Genomic DNA, 25129 nt, shown 5'->3' with positions numbered 1-25129 from the left:
ATGACCACGAAGAAAGCTGATTACATTTGGTTCAATGGGGAGATGGTTCGCTGGGAAGACGCGAAGGTGCATGTGATGTCGCACGCGCTGCACTATGGCACTTCGGTTTTTGAAGGCATCCGTTGCTACGACTCGCACAAAGGACCGGTTGTATTCCGCCATCGTGAGCATATGCAGCGTCTGCATGACTCCGCCAAAATCTATCGCTTCCCGGTTTCGCAGAGCATTGATGAGCTGATGGAAGCTTGTCGTGACGTGATCCGCAAAAACAATCTCACCAGCGCCTATATCCGTCCGCTGATCTTCGTCGGTGATGTTGGCATGGGAGTAAACCCGCCAGCGGGATACTCAACCGACGTGATTATCGCTGCTTTCCCGTGGGGAGCGTATCTGGGCGCAGAAGCGCTGGAGCAGGGGATCGATGCGATGGTTTCCTCCTGGAACCGCGCAGCACCAAACACCATCCCGACGGCGGCAAAAGCCGGTGGTAACTACCTCTCTTCCCTGCTGGTGGGTAGCGAAGCGCGCCGCCACGGTTATCAGGAAGGTATCGCGCTGGATGTGAACGGTTATATCTCTGAAGGCGCAGGCGAAAACCTGTTTGAAGTGAAAGATGGTGTGCTGTTCACCCCACCGTTCACCTCCTCCGCGCTGCCGGGTATTACCCGTGATGCCATCATCAAACTGGCGAAAGAGCTGGGAATTGAAGTACGTGAGCAGGTGCTGTCGCGCGAATCCCTGTACCTGGCGGATGAAGTGTTTATGTCCGGTACGGCGGCAGAAATCACGCCAGTGCGCAGCGTAGACGGTATTCAGGTTGGCGAAGGCCGTTGTGGCCCGGTTACCAAACGCATTCAGCAAGCCTTCTTCGGCCTCTTCACTGGCGAAACCGAAGATAAATGGGGCTGGTTAGATCAAGTTAATCAATAAATACAAAAAATGGGACGGCACGCACCGTCCCATTTACGAGACAGACACTGGGAGTAAATAAAGTATGCCTAAGTACCGTTCCGCCACCACCACTCATGGTCGTAATATGGCGGGTGCTCGTGCGCTGTGGCGCGCCACCGGAATGACCGACGCCGATTTCGGTAAGCCGATTATCGCGGTTGTGAACTCGTTCACCCAATTTGTACCGGGTCACGTCCATCTGCGCGATCTCGGTAAACTGGTCGCCGAACAAATTGAAGCGGCTGGCGGCGTTGCCAAAGAGTTCAACACCATTGCGGTGGATGATGGGATTGCCATGGGCCACGGGGGGATGCTTTATTCACTGCCATCTCGCGAACTGATCGCTGATTCCGTTGAGTATATGGTCAACGCCCACTGCGCCGACGCCATGGTCTGCATCTCTAACTGCGACAAAATCACCCCGGGGATGCTGATGGCTTCCCTGCGCCTGAATATTCCGGTGATCTTTGTTTCCGGCGGCCCGATGGAGGCCGGGAAAACCAAACTTTCCGATCAGATCATCAAGCTCGATCTGGTTGATGCGATGATCCAGGGCGCAGACCCGAAAGTATCTGACTCCCAGAGCGATCAGGTTGAACGTTCCGCGTGTCCGACCTGCGGTTCCTGCTCCGGGATGTTTACCGCTAACTCAATGAACTGCCTGACCGAAGCGCTGGGCCTGTCGCAGCCGGGCAACGGCTCGCTGCTGGCAACCCACGCCGACCGTAAGCAGCTGTTCCTTAATGCTGGTAAACGCATTGTTGAATTGACCAAACGTTATTACGAGCAAAACGACGAAAGTGCACTGCCGCGTAATATCGCCAGTAAGGCGGCGTTTGAAAACGCCATGACGCTGGATATCGCGATGGGTGGATCGACTAACACCGTACTTCACCTGCTGGCGGCGGCGCAGGAAGCGGAAATCGACTTCACCATGAGTGATATCGATAAGCTTTCCCGCAAGGTTCCACAGCTGTGTAAAGTTGCGCCGAGCACCCAGAAATACCATATGGAAGATGTTCACCGTGCTGGTGGTGTTATCGGTATTCTCGGCGAACTGGATCGCGCGGGGTTACTGAACCGTGATGTGAAAAACGTACTTGGCCTGACGTTGCCGCAAACGCTGGAACAATACGACGTTATGCTGACCCAGGATGACGCGGTAAAAAATATGTTCCGCGCAGGTCCTGCAGGCATTCGTACCACACAGGCATTCTCGCAAGATTGCCGTTGGGATACGCTGGACGACGATCGCGCCAATGGCTGTATCCGCTCGCTGGAACACGCCTACAGCAAAGACGGCGGCCTGGCGGTGCTCTACGGTAACTTTGCGGAAAACGGCTGCATCGTGAAAACGGCAGGCGTCGATGACAGCATCCTCAAATTCACCGGCCCGGCGAAAGTGTACGAAAGCCAGGACGATGCGGTAGAAGCGATTCTCGGCGGTAAAGTTGTCGCCGGAGATGTGGTAGTAATTCGCTATGAAGGCCCGAAAGGCGGTCCGGGGATGCAGGAAATGCTCTACCCAACCAGCTTCCTGAAATCAATGGGTCTCGGCAAAGCCTGTGCGCTGATCACCGACGGTCGTTTCTCTGGTGGCACCTCTGGTCTTTCCATCGGCCACGTCTCACCGGAAGCGGCAAGCGGCGGCAGCATTGGCCTGATTGAAGATGGTGACCTGATCGCTATCGACATCCCGAACCGTGGTATTCAGTTACAGGTAAGCGATGCCGAACTGGCGGCGCGTCGTGAAGCGCAGGACGCTCGAGGTGACAAAGCCTGGACGCCGAAAAATCGTGAACGTCAGGTCTCCTTTGCCCTGCGTGCTTATGCCAGCCTGGCAACCAGCGCCGACAAAGGCGCGGTGCGCGATAAATCGAAACTGGGGGGTTAATAATGGCTGACTCGCAACCCCTGTCCGGTGCTCCGGAAGGTGCCGAATATTTAAGAGCAGTGCTGCGCGCGCCGGTTTACGAGGCGGCGCAGGTTACGCCGCTACAAAAAATGGAAAAACTGTCGTCGCGTCTTGATAACGTCATTCTGGTGAAGCGCGAAGATCGCCAGCCAGTGCACAGCTTTAAGCTGCGCGGCGCATACGCCATGATGGCGGGCCTGACGGAAGAACAGAAAGCGCACGGCGTGATCACTGCTTCTGCGGGTAACCACGCGCAGGGCGTCGCGTTTTCTTCTGCGCGGTTAGGCGTGAAGGCCCTGATCGTTATGCCAACCGCCACCGCCGACATCAAAGTCGACGCGGTGCGCGGCTTCGGCGGCGAAGTGCTGCTCCACGGCGCGAACTTTGATGAAGCGAAAGCCAAAGCGATCGAACTGTCACAGCAGCAGGGGTTCACCTGGGTGCCGCCGTTCGACCATCCGATGGTGATTGCCGGGCAAGGCACGCTGGCGCTGGAACTGCTCCAGCAGGACGCCCATCTCGACCGCGTATTTGTGCCAGTCGGCGGCGGCGGTCTGGCTGCTGGCGTGGCGGTGCTGATCAAACAACTGATGCCGCAAATCAAAGTGATCGCCGTAGAAGCGGAAGACTCCGCCTGCCTGAAAGCAGCGCTGGATGCGGGTCATCCGGTTGATCTGCCGCGCGTAGGGCTATTTGCTGAAGGCGTAGCGGTAAAACGCATCGGTGACGAAACCTTCCGTTTATGCCAGGAGTATCTCGACGACATCATCACCGTCGATAGCGATGCGATCTGTGCGGCGATGAAGGATTTATTCGAAGATGTGCGCGCGGTGGCGGAACCCTCTGGCGCGCTGGCGCTGGCGGGAATGAAAAAATATATCGCCCTGCACAACATTCGCGGCGAACGGCTGGCGCATATTCTTTCCGGTGCCAACGTGAACTTCCACGGCCTGCGCTACGTCTCAGAACGCTGCGAACTGGGCGAACAGCGTGAAGCGTTGTTGGCGGTGACCATTCCGGAAGAAAAAGGCAGCTTCCTCAAATTCTGCCAACTGCTTGGCGGGCGTTCGGTCACCGAGTTCAACTACCGTTTTGCCGATGCCAAAAACGCCTGCATCTTTGTCGGTGTGCGCCTGAGCCGCGGCCTCGAAGAGCGCAAAGAAATTTTGCAGATGCTCAACGACGGCGGCTACAGCGTGGTTGATCTCTCCGACGACGAAATGGCGAAGCTACACGTGCGCTATATGGTCGGCGGACGTCCATCGCATCCGTTGCAGGAACGCCTCTACAGCTTCGAATTCCCGGAATCACCGGGCGCGCTGCTGCGCTTCCTCAACACGCTGGGTACGTACTGGAACATTTCTTTGTTCCACTATCGCAGCCATGGCACCGACTACGGGCGCGTACTGGCGGCGTTCGAACTTGGCGACCATGAACCGGATTTCGAAACCCGGCTGAATGAGCTGGGCTACGATTGCCACGACGAAACCAATAACCCGGCGTTCAGGTTCTTTTTGGCGGGTTAGGGAAAAATGCCTGATAGCGCTTCGCTTATCAGGCCTACCCGCGCGACAACGTCATTTGTGGTTCGGCAAAATCTTCCAGAATGCCTCAATTAGCGGCTCATGTAGCCGCTTTTTCTGCGCACACACGCCCAGCTCAAACGGCGTTTTCTCATCGCTGCGCTCTAAAATCATCACGCGGTTACGCACCGGTTCGGGGCTGTTTTCCAGCACCACTTCCGGCAACAATGCCACGCCACAGCCGAGTGCCACCATCGATACCATCGCTTCATGCCCGCCAACCGTGGCGTAAATCATCGGGTTACTGATTTTATTGCGTCGAAACCACAGTTCAATGCGGCGGCGTACCGGCCCCTGATCGGCCATAATAAACGGCACCGTTGACCAGTCCGGCTTCTCTACCGACACCTGATTACGCACCGGGCAGGGCAGCGCGGGGGCAATCAGCACTACTGCCAGATTCTCCAGCATCGAAAACGCCACTGCGCCGGGCAAGGTTTCCGGTTTACCCGCAATCGCCAGATCCGCTTCACCAGTGACCACCTTTTCCATCGCATCTGCCGCATCACCAGTAGTAAGTTTAATCTCCACCGACGGGTGTTCCGCGCGGAAGCGATCCAGAATCGGCGGCAGATGGCTGTAGGCAGCGGTCACCGAGCAGAAGATATGTAATTCGCCAGAGAGCGACGGCCCTTGCTGATCGATGGTGTGGCGCAACTGCTGATACTGCAACAGCGTTTGCTGGGCGAAAACGCGCAGCTCTTCGCCCGCTTCAGTCAGCGTCACCGTGCGGTTATCGCGCACAAACAGCGGCTGACCGAGATCTTCTTCCAGGCGCTGAATCTGCCGTGAGAGCGTGGATGGGCTAACGTGCATCGCCCGCGCGCTGCGGCCAAAATGGCGGCTTTCCGCCAGATGCAGGAAGGTTTTCAGATCGCGTAAATCCACAGGGACAGCCCTCGATGTTGACGTTGCAAAAATTGCAATGTGACGTTGTGAATATATCAATTTCCGCAATAAATTTCCTGTCATATAGTGAATTCAATCTCGCAAACGCGAACCGAACAATAAGAAGCACAACATCACGAGGAATCACCATGGCTAACTACTTCAATACACTGAATCTGCGCCAGCAGCTGGCACAGCTGGGCAAATGTCGCTTTATGGGCCGCGATGAATTCGCCGATGGCGCGAGCTACCTTCAGGGTAAAAAAGTAGTCATCGTCGGCTGTGGCGCACAGGGTCTGAACCAGGGCCTGAACATGCGTGATTCTGGTCTCGATATCTCCTACGCTCTGCGTAAAGAAGCGATTGCCGAGAAGCGCGCGTCCTGGCGTAAAGCGACCGAAAATGGTTTTAAAGTGGGTACTTACGAAGAACTGATCCCACAGGCGGATCTGGTGATTAACCTGACGCCGGACAAGCAGCACTCTGATGTAGTGCGCACCGTACAGCCACTGATGAAAGACGGCGCGGCGCTGGGCTACTCGCACGGTTTCAACATCGTCGAAGTGGGCGAGCAGATCCGTAAAGATATCACCGTAGTGATGGTTGCGCCGAAATGCCCAGGCACCGAAGTGCGTGAAGAGTACAAACGTGGGTTCGGCGTACCGACGCTGATTGCCGTTCACCCGGAAAACGATCCGAAAGGCGAAGGCATGGCGATTGCCAAAGCCTGGGCGGCTGCAACCGGTGGTCACCGTGCGGGTGTGCTGGAATCGTCCTTCGTTGCGGAAGTGAAATCTGACCTGATGGGCGAGCAAACCATCCTGTGCGGTATGTTGCAGGCTGGCTCTCTGCTGTGCTTCGACAAGCTGGTGGAAGAAGGTACCGATCCAGCATACGCAGAAAAACTGATTCAGTTCGGTTGGGAAACCATCACCGAAGCACTGAAACAGGGCGGCATCACCCTGATGATGGACCGTCTCTCTAACCCGGCGAAACTGCGTGCTTATGCGCTTTCTGAACAGCTGAAAGAGATCATGGCACCCCTGTTCCAGAAACATATGGACGACATCATCTCCGGCGAATTCTCTTCCGGTATGATGGCGGACTGGGCCAACGATGATAAGAAACTGCTGACCTGGCGTGAAGAGACCGGCAAAACCGCGTTTGAAACCGCGCCGCAGTATGAAGGCAAAATCGGCGAGCAGGAGTACTTCGATAAAGGCGTACTGATGATTGCGATGGTGAAAGCGGGCGTTGAACTGGCGTTCGAAACCATGGTCGATTCCGGCATCATTGAAGAGTCTGCATATTATGAATCACTGCACGAGCTGCCGCTGATTGCCAACACCATCGCCCGTAAGCGTCTGTACGAAATGAACGTGGTTATCTCTGATACCGCTGAGTACGGTAACTATCTGTTCTCTTACGCTTGTGTGCCGTTGCTGAAACCGTTTATGGCAGAGCTGCAACCGGGCGACCTGGGTAAAGCTATTCCGGAAGGCGCGGTAGATAACGGGCAACTGCGTGATGTGAACGAAGCGATTCGCAGCCATGCGATTGAGCAGGTAGGTAAGAAACTGCGCGGCTATATGACAGATATGAAACGTATTGCTGTTGCGGGTTAAGTGCGCGCTGATGCCCTCACCCCGACCCTCTCCCACAGGGAGAGGGAGAAAACACTCAAGGCCTTCTCCTGGAGAAGGCCTTGCTATTAGTTGCGGTACAGCACCTTAATGATGTGATATCCGAACTGGGTGTGCAGCGGGCCGGTCGGCTCCAGTACCGGACAAGAGAAAACCACTTTATCGAACGCCGGAACCATCTGACCCTGGCGGAATTCACCTAAATCACCGCCGCGTTTGCCTGATGGGCAAATGGAGTGTTTCTTCGCCAGCTTGCCGAAATCGGCCCCGTTCTTAATCTGCTCGAGAAGATCCAGAGCCAGTTTCTCTTCTTTTACAAGGATATGCAGTGCTGCTGCTGTTTTTGCCATGATCGTGCCTTGAGTGAATAATTGTCAGGCGGCGATTTTAGCATGATCCGCAGATGCTAACGTAATTGTCAGTCAGGGAGTGGCTGGTACATATATGGCAAAAGCCCGGAAAATCCGGGCTTCGCAGGTCCCTCAAGGGGAGAAAACTTAGGGCCTCTATGGGCTACAAAGTCATTATCGGGGATGGTTATTTTATTGTCAATTTATGAGCGATATGGCATTGATTGACTTGATGACCGCCCTCTGTATGTCTGCAACCAACTCATGTGGCAAACATTGATTAAGATACCCTCTGTAAGTCCTTGCTCTGTTTAATCTGTTTCGACTGACTTGTTGTACCAGGTCGGCTTTGGCCCAACGAATCTGCTGATCAAAGAATTGCAGGTCATTGATAACATTACTGGCTATTTCAACATGCATTCCACGTTTTAACTTGTCTGGTCGCGAGTGGTTGATAATGGAACGACGATGCATGCGTTGCCATTAATTTTTCCGTTGAGCACGACAACTAACCTGTTTTTTATCATTTCAGGAGGAATGCGGCCATCGTAATACGTCGTGCTGAACGGTCCATTTTGGCTAACAGGATAGTTACCAAAGTTGCATTCCAGTATTTCACCAACCTTAGGGCTGAAATTAATCGCCACGAGTAAACCTCTCCTTAGTAAACTCTGAAAAAGTAATAACACAACGTTACGACCCGATATTTTCTAAGTCTAATGGATTCACGATGAACTCCGATTTCGGTCTTCTCTCTCTGATTTAAACATCCGCAGCCAACCGGTTAGCGGCTTACACGCGGTCACATTCAAATGCGATTCTGCTACAATCCTCCCCCCGTTCGAAGATTGAGCAATACACCTATGCGTCTAAACCCCGGCCAACAACAAGCTGTCGAATTCGTTACCGGCCCCTGCCTGGTGCTGGCGGGCGCGGGTTCCGGTAAAACTCGTGTTATCACCAATAAAATCGCCCATCTGATCCGCGGTTGCGGTTATCAGGCGCGGCACATTGCGGCGGTGACCTTTACTAATAAAGCAGCGCGCGAGATGAAAGAGCGTGTAGGGCAGACGCTGGGGCGCAAAGAGGCGCGTGGGCTGATGATCTCCACTTTCCATACGTTGGGGCTGGATATCATCAAACGCGAGTATGCGGCGCTTGGGATGAAAGCGAACTTCTCGTTGTTTGACGATACCGATCAGCTTGCTTTGCTTAAAGAGTTGACCGAGGGGCTGATTGAAGATGACAAAGTTCTCCTGCAACAACTGATTTCGACCATCTCTAACTGGAAGAATGATCTCAAAACACCGTCCCAGGCGGCAGCAAGTGCGATTGGCGAGCGGGACCGTATTTTTGCCCATTGTTATGGGCTGTATGATGCACACCTGAAAGCCTGTAACGTTCTCGACTTCGATGATCTGATTTTATTGCCGACGTTGCTGCTGCAACGCAATGAAGAAGTCCGCAAGCGCTGGCAGAACAAAATTCGCTATCTGCTGGTGGATGAGTATCAGGACACCAACACCAGCCAGTATGAGCTGGTGAAACTGCTGGTGGGCAGCCGCGCGCGCTTTACCGTGGTGGGTGACGATGACCAGTCGATCTACTCCTGGCGCGGTGCACGTCCGCAAAACCTGGTGCTGCTGAGTCAGGATTTTCCGGCGCTGAAGGTGATTAAGCTTGAGCAGAACTATCGCTCTTCCGGGCGTATTCTGAAAGCGGCGAACATCCTGATCGCCAATAACCCGCACGTCTTTGAAAAGCGTCTGTTCTCCGAACTGGGTTATGGCGCGGAGCTAAAAGTATTAAGCGCGAATAACGAAGAACATGAGGCTGAGCGCGTTACTGGCGAGCTGATCGCCCATCACTTCGTCAATAAAACGCAGTACAAAGATTACGCCATTCTTTATCGCGGTAACCATCAGTCGCGGGTGTTTGAAAAATTCCTGATGCAAAACCGCATCCCGTACAAAATATCTGGTGGTACGTCGTTTTTCTCTCGTCCTGAAATCAAGGACTTGCTGGCTTATCTGCGCGTGCTGACTAACCCGGACGATGACAGCGCATTTCTGCGTATCGTTAACACGCCGAAGCGAGAGATTGGCCCGGCTACGCTGAAAAAGCTGGGTGAGTGGGCGATGACGCGCAATAAAAGCATGTTTACCGCCAGCTTTGATATGGGCCTGAGTCAGACGCTTAGCGGACGTGGTTATGAAGCATTGACCCGCTTCACTCACTGGTTGGCAGAAATCCAGCGTCTGGCGGAGCGGGAGCCGATTGCCGCGGTGCGTGATCTGATCCATGGCATGGATTATGAATCCTGGCTGTACGAAACATCGCCCAGCCCGAAAGCCGCCGAAATGCGCATGAAGAACGTCAACCAACTGTTTAGCTGGATGACGGAGATGCTGGAAGGCAGTGAACTGGATGAGCCGATGACGCTCACCCAGGTGGTGACGCGCTTTACTTTGCGCGACATGATGGAGCGTGGTGAGAGTGAAGAAGAGCTGGATCAGGTGCAACTGATGACTCTCCACGCGTCGAAAGGGCTGGAGTTTCCTTATGTCTACATGGTCGGTATGGAAGAAGGGTTTTTGCCGCACCAGAGCAGCATCGATGAAGATAATATCGATGAGGAGCGGCGGCTGGCCTATGTCGGCATTACCCGCGCCCAGAAGGAATTGACCTTTACGCTGTGTAAAGAACGCCGTCAGTACGGCGAACTGGTGCGCCCGGAGCCGAGCCGCTTTTTGCTGGAGCTGCCGCAGGATGATCTGATTTGGGAACAGGAGCGCAAAGTGGTCAGCGCCGAAGAACGGATGCAGAAAGGGCAAAGCCATCTGGCGAATCTGAAAGCGATGATGGCGGCAAAACGAGGGAAATAATCAAGGCCGGAAAAGATGCGTCAGCATCGCATCCGGCACTTACTCATTAATGCACTTCCAGCGGCCAGTGGACATAGCTCTGCCACTGGCTTTCCTGAGCAATAATCTCTTTACCCAGCGGATGTTGGGTTAGCCAACCTTGCGGAAGCGTCAAGGTCAACAGTTCATGGTTAGCCTGTAATGTCATCTCTGGCACGAGATCGTCACGGCGACGGCTGGCAAAAATGATGGCCAGGCGTAGTAAACGGCAGAGTTGTTCTGCGACGCGCGGCGGTACGGCATTTTGCTGATGCAGCGATGAGAGATCGACCGGATTAGTCTGGTTGAGCAGTAGCGTCGCCAGCAATTTTTTCTGTGCGGGGGTAAAACCGGGAAGATCCAGATTACGCACCAGATAAGCAGCGTGTTGCGGCGCTTGTTTGAAGTCAACGCTCAGGCCGATTTCATGAAGCTGACAGGCGCTGATGAGCAAATCGCGGCTTATTGCTTCAAGATGCCATTCGTTTTCCACCTGATCGAAGAAGTTAGCCGCAACTTTGGCTACGCGCTGTGCCTGATCAATATCGATCATAAAGCGGCGTTGAATATTACGCAGCGTACGGCTGCGAATATCCTGCTCGACGGCCAGATGCAACATGCCGTAGACCAGGCCTTCACGCAGCGCACCGCCCGCCAGGGTCATACACTGAATATTCAGTTCGGTAAAAATGGCGATCAGGATCGCCAGACCACTCGGGAACACTAACGCACGTTCCAGCGTCAGCCCGTCAATCTCCAGTTCCTCCAGCCGACCGCAATGAATGGCTCGCTGTTTCAATTGCTGCAACTTTTCCAGGGTAATGCGTTCATCCATCCCCTGTGCCATCATGATTTCCTGTAACGCCTGCACGGTGCCGGAAGCACCAACGCACACTTTCCAGCCGTGATACCGTAATTCATCGGCAACCGGACGTAACACTTCGCGTGCCGCTTTTTCTGCAGCATCAAAATTTTCCTGCCCCAGATTACGATCGGCAAAATAGCGTTCCAGCCAGGTGACGCAGCCCATCGACAGGCTGAACAACGAGGTGGTTTGTGCACCCGTGCCGGTTACCAGTTCAGTACTGGCTCCGCCTATATCCACCACCAGGCGCTGATCGGCACCACCAGTGGTGTGAGCAACGCCCTGATAAATCAGACGTGCTTCCTCTTCACCGCTGATCACCTGTACCGGACAACCGAGAATTTCCTGCGCTTTGGCAATAAAATCACCCGCATTGACGGCAAGGCGTAACGTCGCCGTAGCGACAACGCGAATTTGCGAGGGAGGAATATCTTGCAGACGTTCAGCAAACAGGCGCAAACATTGCCAACCGCGCTCCATTGCTTCATTGGAGAGGGCATTTTCGCTATTCAGGCCAGCAGCCAGACGCACTTTGCGTTTTATTCGCGTCAGCGTCTGGATGCTTCCAGCCACCTCGCGCACAACCAGCATATGAAAACTATTCGAACCGAGATCAATGGCTGCATACAGCGACGAGGTGGAACCCATACTCTTCATCCTTCAATCTGTCTCTGTGTTGGCTGCATTCTTTCACCTGAATCACTTACTACAGTAAGCTCATCGGGATTCATTCTCTTGCCATCTTGATACAGTTTGAATGATTTTGAGTATGACATTTTTTATTTAACCTGAACGACGACGATTACGCGGAGCGCCAGTACGACGCGGACCATTGCCTGTGCGCGGGCGCGTGAGGCGCAGCGGTTTTGGCAGATCGGTCATCAATGCGTCCGGATTGTATTTGCTTACCGGAATTGAGTGACCAATATAGGTCTCAATAGCAGGCAAATTCAATGCATACTCTTCACACGCCAGGCTGATAGAGTGTGGATTTGCCCCTATATTTCCAGACATCTGTTATCACTTAACCCATTACAAGCCCGCTGCCGCAGATATTCCCGTGGCGAGCGATAACCCAGCGCACTATGCGGATGCCATTCGTTATAATGCTCGAACGCCTCTGCAAGGTTCTTTGCTGCCGTTAACCCGTCTGGTTTGGGCATGATACTGATGTAGTCACGCTTTATCGTTTTCACGAAGCTCTCTGCTATTCCGTTACTCTCCGGACTCCGCACCGCCGTGTTCTTCGGTTCAAGTCCCAACATCCGGGCGAACTGGCGTGTTTCATTAGCCCGGTAGCATGAACCATTATCCGTCAGCCACTCCACTGGAGACGACGGAAGATCGTTGCCGAAGCGGCGTTCCACCGCTCCCAGCATGACGTCCTGTACTGTTTCACTGTTGAAGCCGCCGGTAGTGACCGCCCAGTGCAGTGCCTCACGATCACAGCAGTCCAGCGCGAACGTGACACGCAGTCTCTCTCCGTTATCACAGCAGAACTCGAACCCGTCAGAGCACCATCGCTGATTGCTTTCTTTCACGGCCACTCTGCCTGTATGTGCCCGTTTCGATGGCGGTACAGCAGGTTTTCGCTCAAGCAACAGCGCATTCTGGCGCATGATCCGGTAAACACGTTTGGCATTGATCGCAGGCATACCATCAAGTTCTGCCTGTCTGCGAAGCAGCGCCCATACCCGACGATAACCATACGTTGGCAGCTCTCCGATAACATGGTGTATACGGAGAAGCACATCCGTATCATCAGTGTGACGACTGCGGCGGCCATCCATCCAGTCATCGGTTCGTCTGAGAATGACGTGCAACTGCGCACGCGACACCCGGAGACAACGGCTGACTAAGCTTACTCCCCATCCCCGGGCAATAAGGGCGCGTGCGCTATCCACTTTTTTGCCCGTCCATATTCAACGGCTTCTTTGAGGAGTTCATTTTCCATCGTTTTCTTGCCGAGCAGGCGCTGGAGTTCTTTAATCTGCTTCATGGCGGCAGCAAGTTCAGAGGCAGGAACAACCTGTTCTCCGGCGGCGACAGCAGTAAGACTTCCTTCCTGGTATTGCTTACGCCAGAGAAATAACTGGCTGGCTGCTACACCATGTTGCCGGGCAACGAGGGAGACCGTCATCCCCGGTTCAAAGCTCTGCTGAACAATTGCGATCTTTTCCTGTGTGGTACGCCGTCTGCGTTTCTCCGGCCCTAAGACATCAATCATCTGTTCTCCAATGACTAGTCTAAAAACTAGTATTAAGACTATCACTTATTTAAGTGATATTGGTTGTCTGGAGATTCAGGGGGCCAGTCTAGAGTGACCGCTTGCGCCTGCGCGACCTGTACGACCAATACGGTGAACGTAATCTTCACAGTCATCGGGTAAATCGTAGTTAAAGACGTGCGTCACTGCCGGAATATGCAAACCACGCGCGGCAACGTCGGTGGCAACCAGAATATCCAGATCGCCACGGGTAAATTCATCAAGAATACGCAGACGTTTTTTCTGCGCGACATCGCCTGTCAATAAACCGACACGATGACCATCTGCTGCCAGGTGGCCCCAGATCTCTTCACAACGGTGTTTGGTGTTGGCGAAAATAATCGCTCTGTCTGGCCACTCTTCTTCGATCAGCGTTTGCAGCAAACGCATTTTTTCTTCGTTAGAAGGGTAGAAAAGCTCTTCTTTAATACGGTGGCCCGTTTTCTGTTCCGGTTCCACTTCAATATATTCGGCATTGTTCATCTGCTCGAACGCCAGTTCACGTACCCGGTACGAAAGCGTGGCGGAGAACAGCATGTTGAGGCGCTGGTTTGCAGGCGGCATACGGCGGAACAGCCAGCGGATATCTTTAATAAAGCCCAGATCGTACATGCGATCGGCTTCGTCCAGTACCACCACCTGAATGGCACCGAGGTTAATGTGGTTCTGCTTGGCGTAGTCAATTAAACGCCCCGTGGTGCCAATCAGAATGTCAACGCCGCTTTCCAGCACTTTCAGCTGTTTGTCGTAGCCATCACCACCGTAAGCCAGACCCAGCTTCAGGCCAGTAGCTTCCGCCAGCGGTTCTGCGTCGGCATGGATCTGCACGGCAAGTTCACGCGTCGGTGCCATAATTAAGGCACGCGGCTGATTCACCTTGCGATCGGCAATCGCAGGATGAGAGAGAAGATAATGAAACGTTGACGTAAGAAACGCCATCGTTTTCCCGGTACCGGTTTGCGCCTGCCCGGCTACGTCACGACCCGCCAGCGTCAGCGGAAGGGCCAGTGCCTGAATGGGCGTACAGTTATGAAACCCTTTTTTTTCAAGGGCTTCTACAACCTTCGGATGCAGGGCGAAGTCGGAAAACTTCTGTTCTGTTAAATGTGTTTTGCTCATAGTGTGGTAGAATATCAGCTTACTATTGCTTTACGAAAGCGTATCCGGTGAAATAAAGTCAACCTTTAGTTGGTTAATGTTACACCAACAACGAAACCAACACGCCAGGCTTATTCCTGTGGAGTTATATATGAGCGATAAAATTATTCACCTGACTGACGACAGTTTTGACACGGATGTACTCAAAGCGGACGGGGCGATCCTCGTCGATTTCTGGGCAGAGTGGTGCGGTCCGTGCAAAATGATCGCCCCGATTCTGGATGAAATCGCTGACGAATATCAGGGCAAACTGACCGTTGCAAAACTGAACATCGATCAAAACCCTGGCACTGCGCCGAAATATGGCATCCGTGGTATCCCGACTCTGCTGCTGTTCAAAAACGGTGAAGTGGCGGCAACCAAAGTGGGTGCACTGTCTAAAGGTCAGTTGAAAGAGTTCCTCGACGCTAACCTGGCGTAAGGGAATTTCATGTTCGGGTGCCCCGTCGCTAAAAACTGGACGCCCGGCGTGAGTCATGCTAACTTAGTGTTGACTTCGTATTAAACATACCTTATTAAGTTTGAATCTTGTAATTTCCAACGCTTCCCGTTTTATCTTAAATGCGAAGTGAACAGATTTCTGGCTCGTCACTCAATCCGTCTTGTCGTTTCAGTTCTGCGTACTCTCCTGTGACCAGGCAGCGAAAAGACATGAGTCGATGACCGTAAACAGGCATGGATGATCCTGCCATACCATTCACAACATTAAGTTCGAGATTTACCCCAAGTTTAAGAACTCACACCACTATGAATCTTACCGAATTAAAGAATACGCCGGTTTCTGAGCTGATCACTCTCGGCGAAAATATGGGGCTGGAAAACCTGGCTCGTATGCGTAAGCAGGACATTATTTTTGCCATCCTGAAGCAGCACGCAAAGAGTGGCGAAGATATCTTTGGTGATGGCGTACTGGAGATATTGCAGGATGGATTTGGTTTCCTCCGTTCCGCAGACAGCTCCTACCTCGCCGGTCCTGATGACATCTACGTTTCCCCTAGCCAAATCCGCCGTTTCAACCTCCGCACTGGTGATACCATCTCTGGTAAGATTCGCCCGCCGAAAGAAGGTGAACGCTATTTTGCGCTGCTGAAAGTTAACGAAGTTAACTTCGACAAACCTGAAAACGCCCGCAACAAAATCCTCTTTGAGAACTTAACCCCGCTGCACGCAAACTCTCGTCTGCGTATGGAACGTGGTAACGGTTCTACTGAAGATTTAACTGCTCGCGTACTGGATCTGGCATCACCTATCGGTCGTGGTCAGCGTGGTCTGATTGTGGCACCGCCGAAAGCCGGTAAAACCATGCTGCTGCAGAACATTGCTCAGAGCATTGCTTACAACCACCCGGATTGTGTGCTGATGGTTCTGCTGATCGACGAACGTCCGGAAGAAGTAACCGAGATGCAGCGTCTGGTAAAAGGTGAAGTTGTTGCTTCTACCTTTGACGAACCCGCATCTCGCCACGTTCAGGTTGCGGAAATGGTGATCGAGAAGGCCAAACGCCTGGTTGAGCACAAGAAAGACGTTATCATTCTGCTCGACTCCATCACTCGTCTGGCGCGCGCTTACAACACCGTTGTTCCGGCGTCAGGTAAAGTGTTGACCGGTGGTGTGGATGCCAACGCCCTGCATCGTCCGAAACGCTTCTTTGGTGCGGCGCGTAACGTGGAAGAGGGCGGCAGCCTGACCATTATCGCGACGGCGCTTATCGATACCGGTTCTAAAATGGACGAAGTTATCTACGAAGAGTTTAAAGGTACAGGCAACATGGAACTGCACCTCTCTCGTAAGATCGCTGAAAAACGCGTCTTCCCGGCTATCGACTACAACCGTTCTGGTACCCGTAAAGAAGAGCTGCTCACGACTCAGGAAGAACTGCAGAAAATGTGGATCCTGCGCAAAATCATTCACCCGATGGGCGAAATCGATGCAATGGAATTCCTCATTAATAAACTGGCAATGACCAAGACCAATGACGATTTCTTCGAAATGATGAAACGCTCATAAATTTGTCTTATGCCAAAAACGCCACGTGTTTACGTGGCGTTTTGCTTTTATATCTGTAATCTTAATGCCGCGCTGGCGATGTTAGGAAAATTCCTGGAATTTGCTGGCATGTTATGCAATTTGCATATCAAATGGTTAATTTTTGCACAGGACTGGTGGGTTTGGAACGGACTTTCCCTTCTGAATAAAGGTCTTCGTGGTTATACTTCTGCTAATAATTTTCTCTGAGAGCATGCATTGTGAATTTACTGACAGTGAGTACTGATCTCATCAGTATTTTTTTATTCACGACACTGTTTCTGTTTTTTGCCCGTAAGGTGGCAAAAAAAGTCGGTTTAGTGGATAAACCAAACTTCCGCAAACGTCACCAGGGATTGATACCTCTCGTTGGGGGGATTTCGGTTTACGCAGGGATTTGCTTCACGTTCGGAATTGTCGATTACTATATTCCGCATGCATCTCTCTATCTCGCTTGTGCCGGTGTGCTTGTTTTCATTGGCGCGCTGGATGACCGTTTTGATATCAGCGTAAAAATCCGTGCCACCATACAGGCCGCTGTTGGCATTGTTATGATGGTGTTCGGCAAGCTTTATCTCAGTAGCCTGGGTTATATCTTTGGCTCCTGGGAGATGGTGCTCGGACCGTTTGGTTACTTCCTGACGCTATTTGCCGTCTGGGCGGCCATTAATGCGTTCAACATGGTTGATGGCATTGATGGCTTGCTGGGCGGGTTGTCCTGCGTCTCGTTTGCAGCAATCGGTATGATTTTGTGGTTCGACGGGCAAACCAGCCTCGCAATCTGGTGCTTTGCGATGATCGCCGCCATCCTGCCATACATCATGCTTAACCTTGGTATCCTGGGTCGCCGCTACAAAGTCTTTATGGGTGATGCGGGCAGTACGCTGATTGGTTTTACCGTTATCTGGATCCTGCTCGAAACGACCCAGGGCAAAACCCATCCCATCAGCCCGGTTACCGCTTTGTGGATAATCGCCATTCCGCTAATGGATATGGTGGCGATTATGTACCGTCGCCTGCGTAAAGGCATGAGCCCATTCTCTCCTGACCGTCAGCATATTCACCATTTGATCATGCGTGCCGGGTTTACTTCCCGTCAGGCGTTTGTGCTGATTACCCTTGCCGCAGCACTGCTCGCTTCCATTGGCGTGCTGGCAGAATATTCTCATTTTGTCCCGGAGTGGGTCATGCTGGTGCTCTTTTTGCTAGCATTCTTCCTCTATGGATATTGCATTAAGCGTGCCTGGAAAGTTGCTCGCTTTATTAAGCGCGTAAAACGCAGACTGCGTAGAAATCGTGGTGGCAGCCCCAATTTAACCAAATAAATGAGGATGTGATGACACAACCAATGCCTGGGAAACCGGCCGAAGACGCTGAAAATGAACTGGATATTCGTGGGTTGTTTCGTACCTTGTGGGCTGGGAAGCTATGGATTATTGGCATGGGGCTGGCGTTTGCGTTAATCGCGCTGGCGTATACGTTTTTTGCTCGTCAGGAGTGGAGCTCGACGGCGATTACCGATCGTCCAACGGTGAATATGCTGGGGGGATATTACTCGCAGCAGCAATTTTTGCGTAACCTGGATGTCCGTTCAAACATGGCTTCTGCCGACCAACCATCGGTCATGGACGAAGCCTATAAAGAGTTTGTTATGCAACTGGCCTCGTGGGATACCCGCAGAGAGTTCTGGCTGCAAACCGACTATTACAAACAGCGGATGGTGGGCAACAGCAAAGCCGATGCGGCGTTGCTGGATGAAATGATTAACAACATCCAGTTTATCCCCGGAGACTTTACCCGCGCGGTCAATGACAGCGTGAAGCTTATTGCCGAAACCGCGCCTGACGCTAATAACCTGTTACGTCAGTATGTTGCTTTTGCCAGCCAGCGTGCAGCCAGCCATCTGAATGATGAGCTGAAAGGCGCATGGGCGGCGCGTACCATCCAGATGAAAGCTCAGGTGAAGCGTCAGGAAGAGGTGGCGAAAGCCATCTACGACCGCCGGATGAACAGCATTGAGCAGGCGCTGAAAATTGCTGAGCAGCATAATATTTCGCGCAGTGCGACAGATGTACCTGCCGAGGAATTACCTGATTCAGAAATGTTCCTGCTTGGGCGTCCAATGCTTCAGGCTCGACTGGAAAATTTACAGGCCGTCGGTCCGGCCTTTGATCTCGACTATGATCAGAATCGGGCCATGTTAAACACCCTGAATGTTGGTCCAACCCTGGATCCGCGTTTTCAGACCTATCGCTATTTGCGTACGCCGGAAGAACCGGTAAAACGCGATAGCCCACGTCGTGCCTTCCTGATGATTATGTGGGGCATTGTCGGGGGGCTGATCGGGGCTGGTGTCGCATTAACCCGCCGTTGCTCGAAATAGCAACACTGCTGCGGTGAGCGCAAAGGCGCTCGCCGCTTATTCGAAGAGAATCGATGTGAAAGTACTGACTGTATTTGGTACGCGCCCGGAAGCCATCAAGATGGCGCCGTTGGTGCATGCGTTGGCAAAAGATCCTTTTTTTGAGGCTAAAGTTTGCGTCACTGCGCAGCATCGGGAGATGCTCGATCAGGTGCTGAAACTCTTTTCCATTGTACCTGACTACGATCTCAACATAATGCAGCCAGGACAGGGCCTGACAGAGATAACCTGTCGGATTCTGGAAGGGCTAAAACCTATTCTTGCCGAGTTCAAACCAGACGTCGTGCTGGTTCACGGCGATACGACGACGACGCTGGCAACCAGCCTGGCGGCGTTTTATCAGCGTATTCCTGTTGGTCACGTTGAGGCTGGTCTGCGCACGGGCGATCTCTATTCGCCGTGGCCGGAAGAGGCTAACCGTACATTGACCGGGCATCTGGCGATGTATCACTTCTCTCCAACCGAAACTTCCCGGCAAAACTTGCTGCGTGAAAACGTTGCGGATAGCCGAATCTTCATTACCGGTAATACAGTCATTGATGCACTGTTATGGGTGCGTGACCAGGTGATGAGCAGCGACAAGCTGCGTTCAGAACTGGCGGCAAATTACCCGTTTATCGACCCCGATAAAAAGATGATTCTGGTGACCGGTCACAGGCGTGAGAGTTTCGGTCGTGGCTTTGAAGAAATCTGCCACGCGCTGGCAGACATCGCCACCACGCACCAGGACATCCAGATTGTCTATCCGGTGCATCTCAACCCGAACGTCAGAGAACCGGTCAATCGCATTCTGGGGCATGTGAAAAATGTCATTCTGATCGATCCCCAGGAGTATTTACCGTTTGTCTGGCTGATGAACCACGCCTGGCTGATTTTGACCGACTCAGGCGGCATTCAGGAAGAAGCGCCTTCGCTGGGGAAACCTGTGCTGGTGATGCGCGATACCACTGAGCGTCCGGAAGCGGTGACGGCGGGTACGGTGCGTCTGGTAGGCACGGATAAGCAGCGAATTGTCGAGGAAGTGACGCGTCTTTTAAAAGACGAAAACGAATATCAAGCTATGAGCCGCGCCCATAACCCGTATGGTGATGGTCAGGCATGCTCTCGCATTCTGGAAGCGTTAAAAAATAATCGGATATCACTATGAGTTTTGCGACCATTTCTGTTATCGGACTGGGTTATATCGGGCTGCCAACGGCAGCAGCGTTTGCCTCACGGCAAAAACAGGTAATTGGTGTCGATATCAACCAACATGCGGTTGATACCATCAATCGTGGCGAAATCCATATCGTCGAACCTGATTTGGCGAGTGTAGTAAAAACTGCCGTAGAAGGCGGTTTTTTACGAGCGAGCACGACGCCAGTTGAAGCGGATGCCTGGCTGATTGCTGTACCCACGCCGTTTAAGGGCGATCATGAGCCAGATATGACCTACGTTGAATCGGCTGCTCGCTCCATTGCGCCAGTGCTGAAAAAAGGCGCGCTGGTGATCCTTGAATCCACCTCGCCGGTGGGGTCAACCGAGAAGATGGCAGAATGGTTAGCAGAGATGCGTCCGGATCTCACTTTCCCGCAGCAGGTGGGCGAGCAGGCGGACGTCAACATTGCTTACTGCCCGGAACGCGTGTTACCAGGACAGGTAATGGTCGAGCTGATTAAAAACGATCGCGTGATTGGTGGTATGACGCCGGTTTGTTCGGCCCGCGCCAGCGAACTGTACAAAATTTTCCTCGAAGGTGAGTGTGTCGTCACTAACTCGCGGACGGCGGAAATGTGTAAGCTCACCGAAAACAGCTTCCGCGATGTGAATATCGCTTTTGCTAATGAATTGTCGCTGATTTGTGCCGATCAGGGGATTAACGTCTGGGAACTGATTCGCCTGGCGAATCGTCACCCTCGCGTTAATATTCTTCAGCCTGGCCCTGGCGTGGGCGGTCACTGCATTGCTGTTGATCCGTGGTTTATCGTGGCACAGAACCCCCAGCAGGCGCGGCTTATCCGTACCGCGCGCGAAGTGAACGATCACAAACCGTTCTGGGTTATCGATCAGGTGAAAGCGGCGGTGGCTGATTGCCTGGCGGCTACCGATAAACGCGCCAGTGAACTGAAAATCGCCTGCTTTGGTCTGGCGTTTAAACCGAATATTGATGACCTGCGCGAAAGCCCGGCGATGGAAATCGCTGAACTGATCGCCCAGTGGCATAGCGGCGAAACTCTGGTTGTTGAGCCTAACATCCACCAGTTGCCGAAAAAACTGACCGGGCTTTGTACTCTGGCGCAGCTTGACGAGGCGCTGGCAACGGCAGACGTGCTGGTGATGCTGGTCGATCATAGTCAGTTCAAAGTTATCAATGGCGACAATGTCCATCAGCAGTATGTCGTCGATGCCAAAGGAGTCTGGCGCTGATGAGAAAAATTCTGATAACAGGTGGTGCCGGGTTTATTGGCTCGGCGCTGGTGCGTTATATCATCAACGAAACGAGCGACGCGGTGGTAGTGGTCGATAAGCTGACCTACGCCGGAAACCTGATGTCGCTGGCACCGGTCGCGCAAAGCGAGCGCTTTGCCTTTGAGAAAGTTGATATCTGCGATCGGGCAGAACTGGCACGCGTATTCACTGAGCATCAGCCAGACTGTGTCATGCATCTGGCAGCCGAAAGCCATGTTGACCGTTCTATTGACGGCCCGGCAGCGTTTATTGAAACCAACATTGTCGGGACTTATACATTGCTTGAAGCGGCGCGGGCTTACTGGAATGCGCTGACGGAAGATAAAAAATCAGCGTTCCGTTTTCATCATATCTCCACTGACGAAGTATATGGTGACCTGCACTCGACGGATGATTTCTTCACCGAAACCACGCCGTATGCGCCGAGCAGCCCTTATTCCGCGTCAAAAGCCAGCAGCGACCATCTGGTGCGCGCCTGGCTGCGGACCTATGGTCTGCCGACGCTTATCACCAACTGCTCGAATAACTACGGCCCTTACCACTTTCCGGAAAAACTGATCCCGCTGATGATCCTCAACGCGCTGGCGGGTAAATCGCTGCCGGTATATGGCAACGGGCAGCAAATCCGTGACTGGCTGTATGTGGAAGATCACGCCCGCGCGCTGTATTGCGTGGCGACCACCGGGAAAGTCGGTGAAACCTATAATATTGGTGGTCACAACGAGCGTAAGAATCTCGATGTTGTGGAAACCATTTGCGAGCTGCTGGAAGAACTGGCTCCGAACAAGCCGCACGGCGTGGCGCACTATCGTGACCTGATCACCTTTGTCGCTGACCGTCCGGGGCATGATCTGCGTTATGCCATTGATGCTTCGAAAATTGCCCGTGAACTTGGCTGGCTGCCGCAGGAAACCTTTGAAAGTGGAATGCGTAAAACGGTTCAGTGGTATCTGGCTAATGAAAGCTGGTGGAAGCAGGTGCAGGACGGCAGCTATCAGGGCGAGCGTTTAGGTCTGAAAGGCTAATTTTCAGCGGAGGCAAACATGAAAGGTATTATCCTGGCGGGCGGTTCCGGCACCCGATTGCATCCGATTACGCGCGGCGTATCGAAGCAACTGTTGCCGATTTACGATAAGCCAATGATTTACTATCCGCTGTCGGTGCTGATGCTGGCCGGTATCCGCGAAATTCTCATCATCACTACGCCGGAAGATAAAGGTTATTTCCAGCGCCTGCTGGGCGATGGTAGTGAGTTCGGTATCCAGCTGGAATATGCCGAACAGCCCAGCCCGGACGGTCTGGCGCAGGCCTTTATCATCGGTGAAACCTTCCTTAATGGTGAACCTTCTTGTCTGGTGCTGGGCGATAACATCTTCTTCGGTCAGGGCTTCAGTCCGAAGCTGCGTCATGTTGCGGCGCGCACCGAAGGGGCGACGGTTTTTGGCTATCAGGTGATGGACCCGGAACGCTTTGGCGTGGTGGAGTTTGACGACAATTTCCGCGCTATCTCGCTGGAAGAAAAGCCAAAACAGCCGAAGTCAAACTGGGCGGTGACCGGGCTTTATTTCTACGACAGTAAAGTCGTGGAGTACGCAAAGCAGGTGAAGCCGTCGGAGCGTGGTGAACTGGAGATTACCTCCATCAACCAGATGTACCTCGAGGCGGGCAACCTGACCGTTGAACTGCTCGGGCGCGGATTTGCCTGGCTGGATACCGGCACTCACGACAGCCTGATTGAAGCCAGCACCTTTGTACAGACGGTGGAAAAACGCCAGGGCTTTAAGATTGCCTGCCTGGAAGAGATTGCCTGGCGTAACGGCTGGCTCGATGACGAGGGTGTGAAGCGTGCTGCCAGTTCATTAGCGAAAACTGGCTACGGCCAATATCTGCTGGAGTTACTTCGTGCCCGTCCGCGCCAGTATTGAGCCACTAACCTGGGAAAACGCCTTCTTTGGTGTTAACAGCGCCATCGTGCGCATTACGTCTGAAGCACCGCTCCTGACGCCAGACGCGTTAGCGCCGTGGTCACGGGTGCAGGCCAAAATTGCGGCATCAAATACGGGTGAACTGGATGCCCTGCAACAGCTGGGATTCTCCCTGGTAGAAGGTGAAGTTGATTTGGCGCTACCAGTGAACAATGCCAGTGATAGCGGTGCTGTAGTGGCACAAGAGACCGATATTCCCGCATTACGTCAGTTAGCCAGCGCCGCATTTGCGCAAAGCCGTTTTCGTGCGCCGTGGTATGCGCCTGACGCCAGCAGTCGCTTTTATGCACAGTGGATTGAAAATGCCGTGCGCGGCACCTTTGATCATCAATGTCTGATTTTACGTGCGGCGTCCGGCGATATTCGCGGCTATGTCTCTTTACGGGAACTCAATGCGACAGATGCGCGAATTGGCCTGCTGGCTGGACGCGGTGCAGGTGCTGAGCTGATGCAAACGGCGCTAAACTGGGCGTATGCTCGCGGTAAAACAACTTTGCGGGTGGCGACCCAAATGGGCAACACCGCCGCGCTTAAACGATACATACAAAGTGGTGCGAATGTAGAAAGCACCGCGTACTGGTTATACAGGTGATCACATGATTCCATTTAACGCACCGCCGGTGGTGGGAACCGAACTCGACTATATGCAGTCGGCAATGGGTAGCGGCAAACTGTGTGGCGATGGCGGTTTTACCCGTCGCTGCCAGCAGTGGCTGGAGCAACGTTTTGGCAGCGCCAAAGTGTTACTGACGCCGTCCTGCACCGCTTCGCTGGAGATGGCGGCGCTGCTGCTCGATATCCAGCCTGGCGATGAAGTGATCATGCCGAGCTACACCTTTGTCTCCACCGCCAATGCCTTTGTGCTGCGTGGCGCAAAAATCGTTTTTGTGGATGTTCGCCCGGACACCATGAACATCGACGAAACGCTGATTGAAGCGGCGATCACCGACAAAACGCGCGTTATCGTGCCGGTCCATTACGCGGGTGTGGCCTGCGAAATGGACACCATTATGGCGTTGGCGAAAAAGCATAATTTGTTTGTGGTAGAAGATGCCGCTCAGGGCGTGATGTCCACTTACAAAGGGCGTGCACTGGGAACCATTGGTCATATTGGCTGCTTTAGCTTCCATGAAACCAAAAACTACACGGCGGGCGGTGAAGGCGGCGCGACGCTGATTAACGATAAAGCGTTAATCGAACGAGCCGAGATCATCCGTGAAAAGGGCACTAACCGCAGCCAGTTCTTCCGTGGTCAGGTCGATAAATATACCTGGCGCGATATTGGCTCCAGCTATTTGATGTCCGATCTGCAAGCTGCATACCTGTGGGCGCAACTGGAAGCAGCGGATCGTATCAACCAGCAACGTCTGGCGCTGTGGCAAAACTACTACGATGCGTTAGCGCCTCTGGCGAAAGCCGGGCGTATCGAGCTGCCGTCGATTCCCGATGGCTGCGTGCAGAACGCGCATATGTTCTACATTAAACTGCGGGATATTGATGACCGGAGCGCGTTGATTAACTTTCTGAAAGAAGCGGAAATCATGGCGGTGTTTCATTACATTCCGCTGCACGGTTGCCCTGCGGGGGAACACTTTGGTGAGTTCCACGGTGAAGATCGCTACACCACCAAAGAGAGCGAGCGCCTGCTGCGCCTGCCGCTGTTCTACAACCTGTCGCCCGTCAATCAGCGTACGGTAATTGCGACTTTGTTGAACTACTTTTCCTGA

General features: G+C 53.1%; 20 protein-coding genes and 3 pseudogenes. 16 read left to right on the top strand and 7 right to left on the bottom strand.

Features of this window, described 5'->3' with window-relative positions:
• The 3 genes from ilvE (at position 1) to ilvA (ending at position 4392) form a co-directional block, all read left to right on the top strand.
• A complete protein-coding gene (gene ilvE / locus KXD89_RS21910) occupies positions 1–930 on the top strand; it encodes a branched-chain-amino-acid transaminase (RefSeq protein ID WP_000208520.1) in 930 nt (309 codons plus the stop codon).
• Positions 931–994: 64 nt separating this feature from the next.
• Positions 995–2845, top strand: coding sequence for a dihydroxy-acid dehydratase (ilvD, locus tag KXD89_RS21905; protein ID WP_001127399.1), 1851 nt, complete (start codon positions 995–997; stop codon positions 2843–2845).
• Positions 2846–2847: 2 nt separating this feature from the next.
• Entirely contained in the window at positions 2848–4392 is a 1545-nt protein-coding gene (gene ilvA, locus KXD89_RS21900) for a threonine ammonia-lyase, biosynthetic (protein ID WP_000785596.1), read from the top strand.
• Positions 4393–4443: 51 nt separating this feature from the next.
• On the opposite strand, the gene ilvY is transcribed toward ilvA, so the two are convergent.
• Positions 4444–5337: an HTH-type transcriptional activator IlvY gene (ilvY, locus tag KXD89_RS21895; RefSeq protein WP_000365791.1), complete on the bottom strand. Its 894-nt coding sequence runs from the start codon at positions 5335–5337 to the stop codon at positions 4444–4446.
• 149 nt (positions 5338–5486) lie between these two features.
• Between ilvY and ilvC the strand changes: the two genes are divergently transcribed.
• Entirely contained in the window at positions 5487–6962 is a 1476-nt protein-coding gene (ilvC, locus tag KXD89_RS21890) for a ketol-acid reductoisomerase (protein WP_000024939.1), read from the top strand.
• Between the two features lie 86 nt (positions 6963–7048).
• Here ilvC and ppiC read toward each other — a convergent pair whose 3' ends face one another.
• On the bottom strand, positions 7049–7330 hold the full coding sequence (gene ppiC, locus KXD89_RS21885) for a peptidylprolyl isomerase PpiC (RefSeq protein ID WP_001140251.1): 282 nt from the start codon (positions 7328–7330) through the stop codon (positions 7049–7051).
• A 198-nt stretch (positions 7331–7528) separates the two neighbouring features.
• Positions 7529–7977 (bottom strand): annotated as a pseudogene (locus KXD89_RS21880) (type II toxin-antitoxin system PemK/MazF family toxin).
• 216 nt (positions 7978–8193) lie between these two features.
• On the opposite strand from KXD89_RS21880, the gene rep reads away from it, so the two are divergent.
• The gene (rep, locus tag KXD89_RS21875; protein ID WP_001238899.1) at positions 8194–10215 is read left to right on the top strand and encodes a DNA helicase Rep; all 2022 of its coding nucleotides are present in this window, start codon (positions 8194–8196) and stop codon (positions 10213–10215) included.
• Between the two features lie 46 nt (positions 10216–10261).
• Here rep and gppA read toward each other — a convergent pair whose 3' ends face one another.
• The 4 genes and pseudogenes from gppA to rhlB form a co-directional block, all read right to left on the bottom strand.
• Entirely contained in the window at positions 10262–11746 is a 1485-nt protein-coding gene (gene gppA, locus KXD89_RS21870; protein ID WP_001295254.1) for a guanosine-5'-triphosphate,3'-diphosphate diphosphatase, read from the bottom strand.
• A 135-nt stretch (positions 11747–11881) separates the two neighbouring features.
• Positions 11882–12109 (bottom strand): annotated as a pseudogene (locus tag KXD89_RS21865) (ATP-dependent RNA helicase RhlB); the annotation flags it as partial.
• Positions 12097–13325 (bottom strand): IS3-like element IS2 family transposase gene (locus KXD89_RS21860; protein WP_088895425.1). Its coding sequence is split into 2 segments (ribosomal slippage): positions 12097–13010 and positions 13010–13325, totalling 1230 coding nucleotides; the frame shifts between segments, so codons are not numbered across the junction. The gene KXD89_RS21860 and the pseudogene KXD89_RS21865, both read right to left, overlap by 13 nt.
• A 90-nt stretch (positions 13326–13415) precedes the next feature.
• Positions 13416–14483 (bottom strand): annotated as a pseudogene (gene rhlB / locus KXD89_RS21855) (ATP-dependent RNA helicase RhlB); the annotation flags it as partial.
• A 130-nt stretch (positions 14484–14613) separates the two neighbouring features.
• Here rhlB and trxA point away from each other — a divergent pair.
• The 11 genes from trxA (at position 14614) to rffA (ending at position 25129) form a co-directional block, all read left to right on the top strand.
• Positions 14614–14943 (top strand): thioredoxin TrxA, encoded by a 330-nt coding sequence (gene trxA, locus KXD89_RS21850; protein ID WP_001280776.1) that lies wholly within the window; start codon positions 14614–14616, stop codon positions 14941–14943.
• Between the two features lie 140 nt (positions 14944–15083).
• A complete protein-coding gene (gene rhoL, locus KXD89_RS21845; RefSeq protein ID WP_001295255.1) occupies positions 15084–15185 on the top strand; it encodes a rho operon leader peptide RhoL in 102 nt (33 codons plus the stop codon).
• Between the two features lie 84 nt (positions 15186–15269).
• Positions 15270–16529 carry a transcription termination factor Rho gene (gene rho / locus KXD89_RS21840; protein WP_001054527.1) on the top strand — a complete coding sequence of 420 codons (1260 nt, stop codon included), beginning with the start codon at positions 15270–15272 and terminating at the stop codon, positions 16527–16529.
• 239 nt (positions 16530–16768) lie between these two features.
• The gene (wecA, locus tag KXD89_RS21835) at positions 16769–17872 is read left to right on the top strand and encodes a UDP-N-acetylglucosamine--undecaprenyl-phosphate N-acetylglucosaminephosphotransferase (protein WP_001050960.1); all 1104 of its coding nucleotides are present in this window, start codon (positions 16769–16771) and stop codon (positions 17870–17872) included.
• A gap of 11 nt (positions 17873–17883) precedes the next feature.
• Entirely contained in the window at positions 17884–18930 is a 1047-nt protein-coding gene (gene wzzE / locus KXD89_RS21830; RefSeq protein ID WP_001295256.1) for an ECA polysaccharide chain length modulation protein, read from the top strand.
• A 55-nt stretch (positions 18931–18985) separates the two neighbouring features.
• The gene (wecB, locus tag KXD89_RS21825) at positions 18986–20116 is read left to right on the top strand and encodes a non-hydrolyzing UDP-N-acetylglucosamine 2-epimerase (protein ID WP_001340422.1); all 1131 of its coding nucleotides are present in this window, start codon (positions 18986–18988) and stop codon (positions 20114–20116) included.
• The gene (wecC, locus tag KXD89_RS21820) at positions 20113–21375 is read left to right on the top strand and encodes a UDP-N-acetyl-D-mannosamine dehydrogenase (RefSeq protein WP_000006621.1); all 1263 of its coding nucleotides are present in this window, start codon (positions 20113–20115) and stop codon (positions 21373–21375) included. The genes wecB and wecC overlap by 4 nt, the downstream gene beginning before the upstream one ends.
• Positions 21375–22442, top strand: a complete 1068-nt coding sequence (gene rffG / locus KXD89_RS21815; protein ID WP_001226601.1) for a dTDP-glucose 4,6-dehydratase — start codon at positions 21375–21377, stop codon at positions 22440–22442. The genes wecC and rffG overlap by 1 nt, the downstream gene beginning before the upstream one ends.
• A gap of 18 nt (positions 22443–22460) precedes the next feature.
• The gene (gene rfbA / locus KXD89_RS21810) at positions 22461–23342 is read left to right on the top strand and encodes a glucose-1-phosphate thymidylyltransferase RfbA (protein WP_000676056.1); all 882 of its coding nucleotides are present in this window, start codon (positions 22461–22463) and stop codon (positions 23340–23342) included.
• Positions 23320–23994 (top strand): dTDP-4-amino-4,6-dideoxy-D-galactose acyltransferase, encoded by a 675-nt coding sequence (rffC, locus tag KXD89_RS21805; RefSeq protein WP_001145183.1) that lies wholly within the window; start codon positions 23320–23322, stop codon positions 23992–23994. The genes rfbA and rffC overlap by 23 nt, the downstream gene beginning before the upstream one ends.
• Positions 23995–23998: 4 nt before the next feature.
• Positions 23999–25129: a dTDP-4-amino-4,6-dideoxygalactose transaminase gene (gene rffA / locus KXD89_RS21800; RefSeq protein ID WP_000612043.1), complete on the top strand. Its 1131-nt coding sequence runs from the start codon at positions 23999–24001 to the stop codon at positions 25127–25129.

This window comes from Escherichia sp. TC-EC600-tetX4 (assembly GCF_019356055.1).
Lineage (GTDB): Bacteria > Pseudomonadota > Gammaproteobacteria > Enterobacterales > Enterobacteriaceae.
The sequence above is the reverse complement of the archived record's forward strand: the minus strand, read 5'-3'. Positions and strand labels throughout refer to the sequence as shown.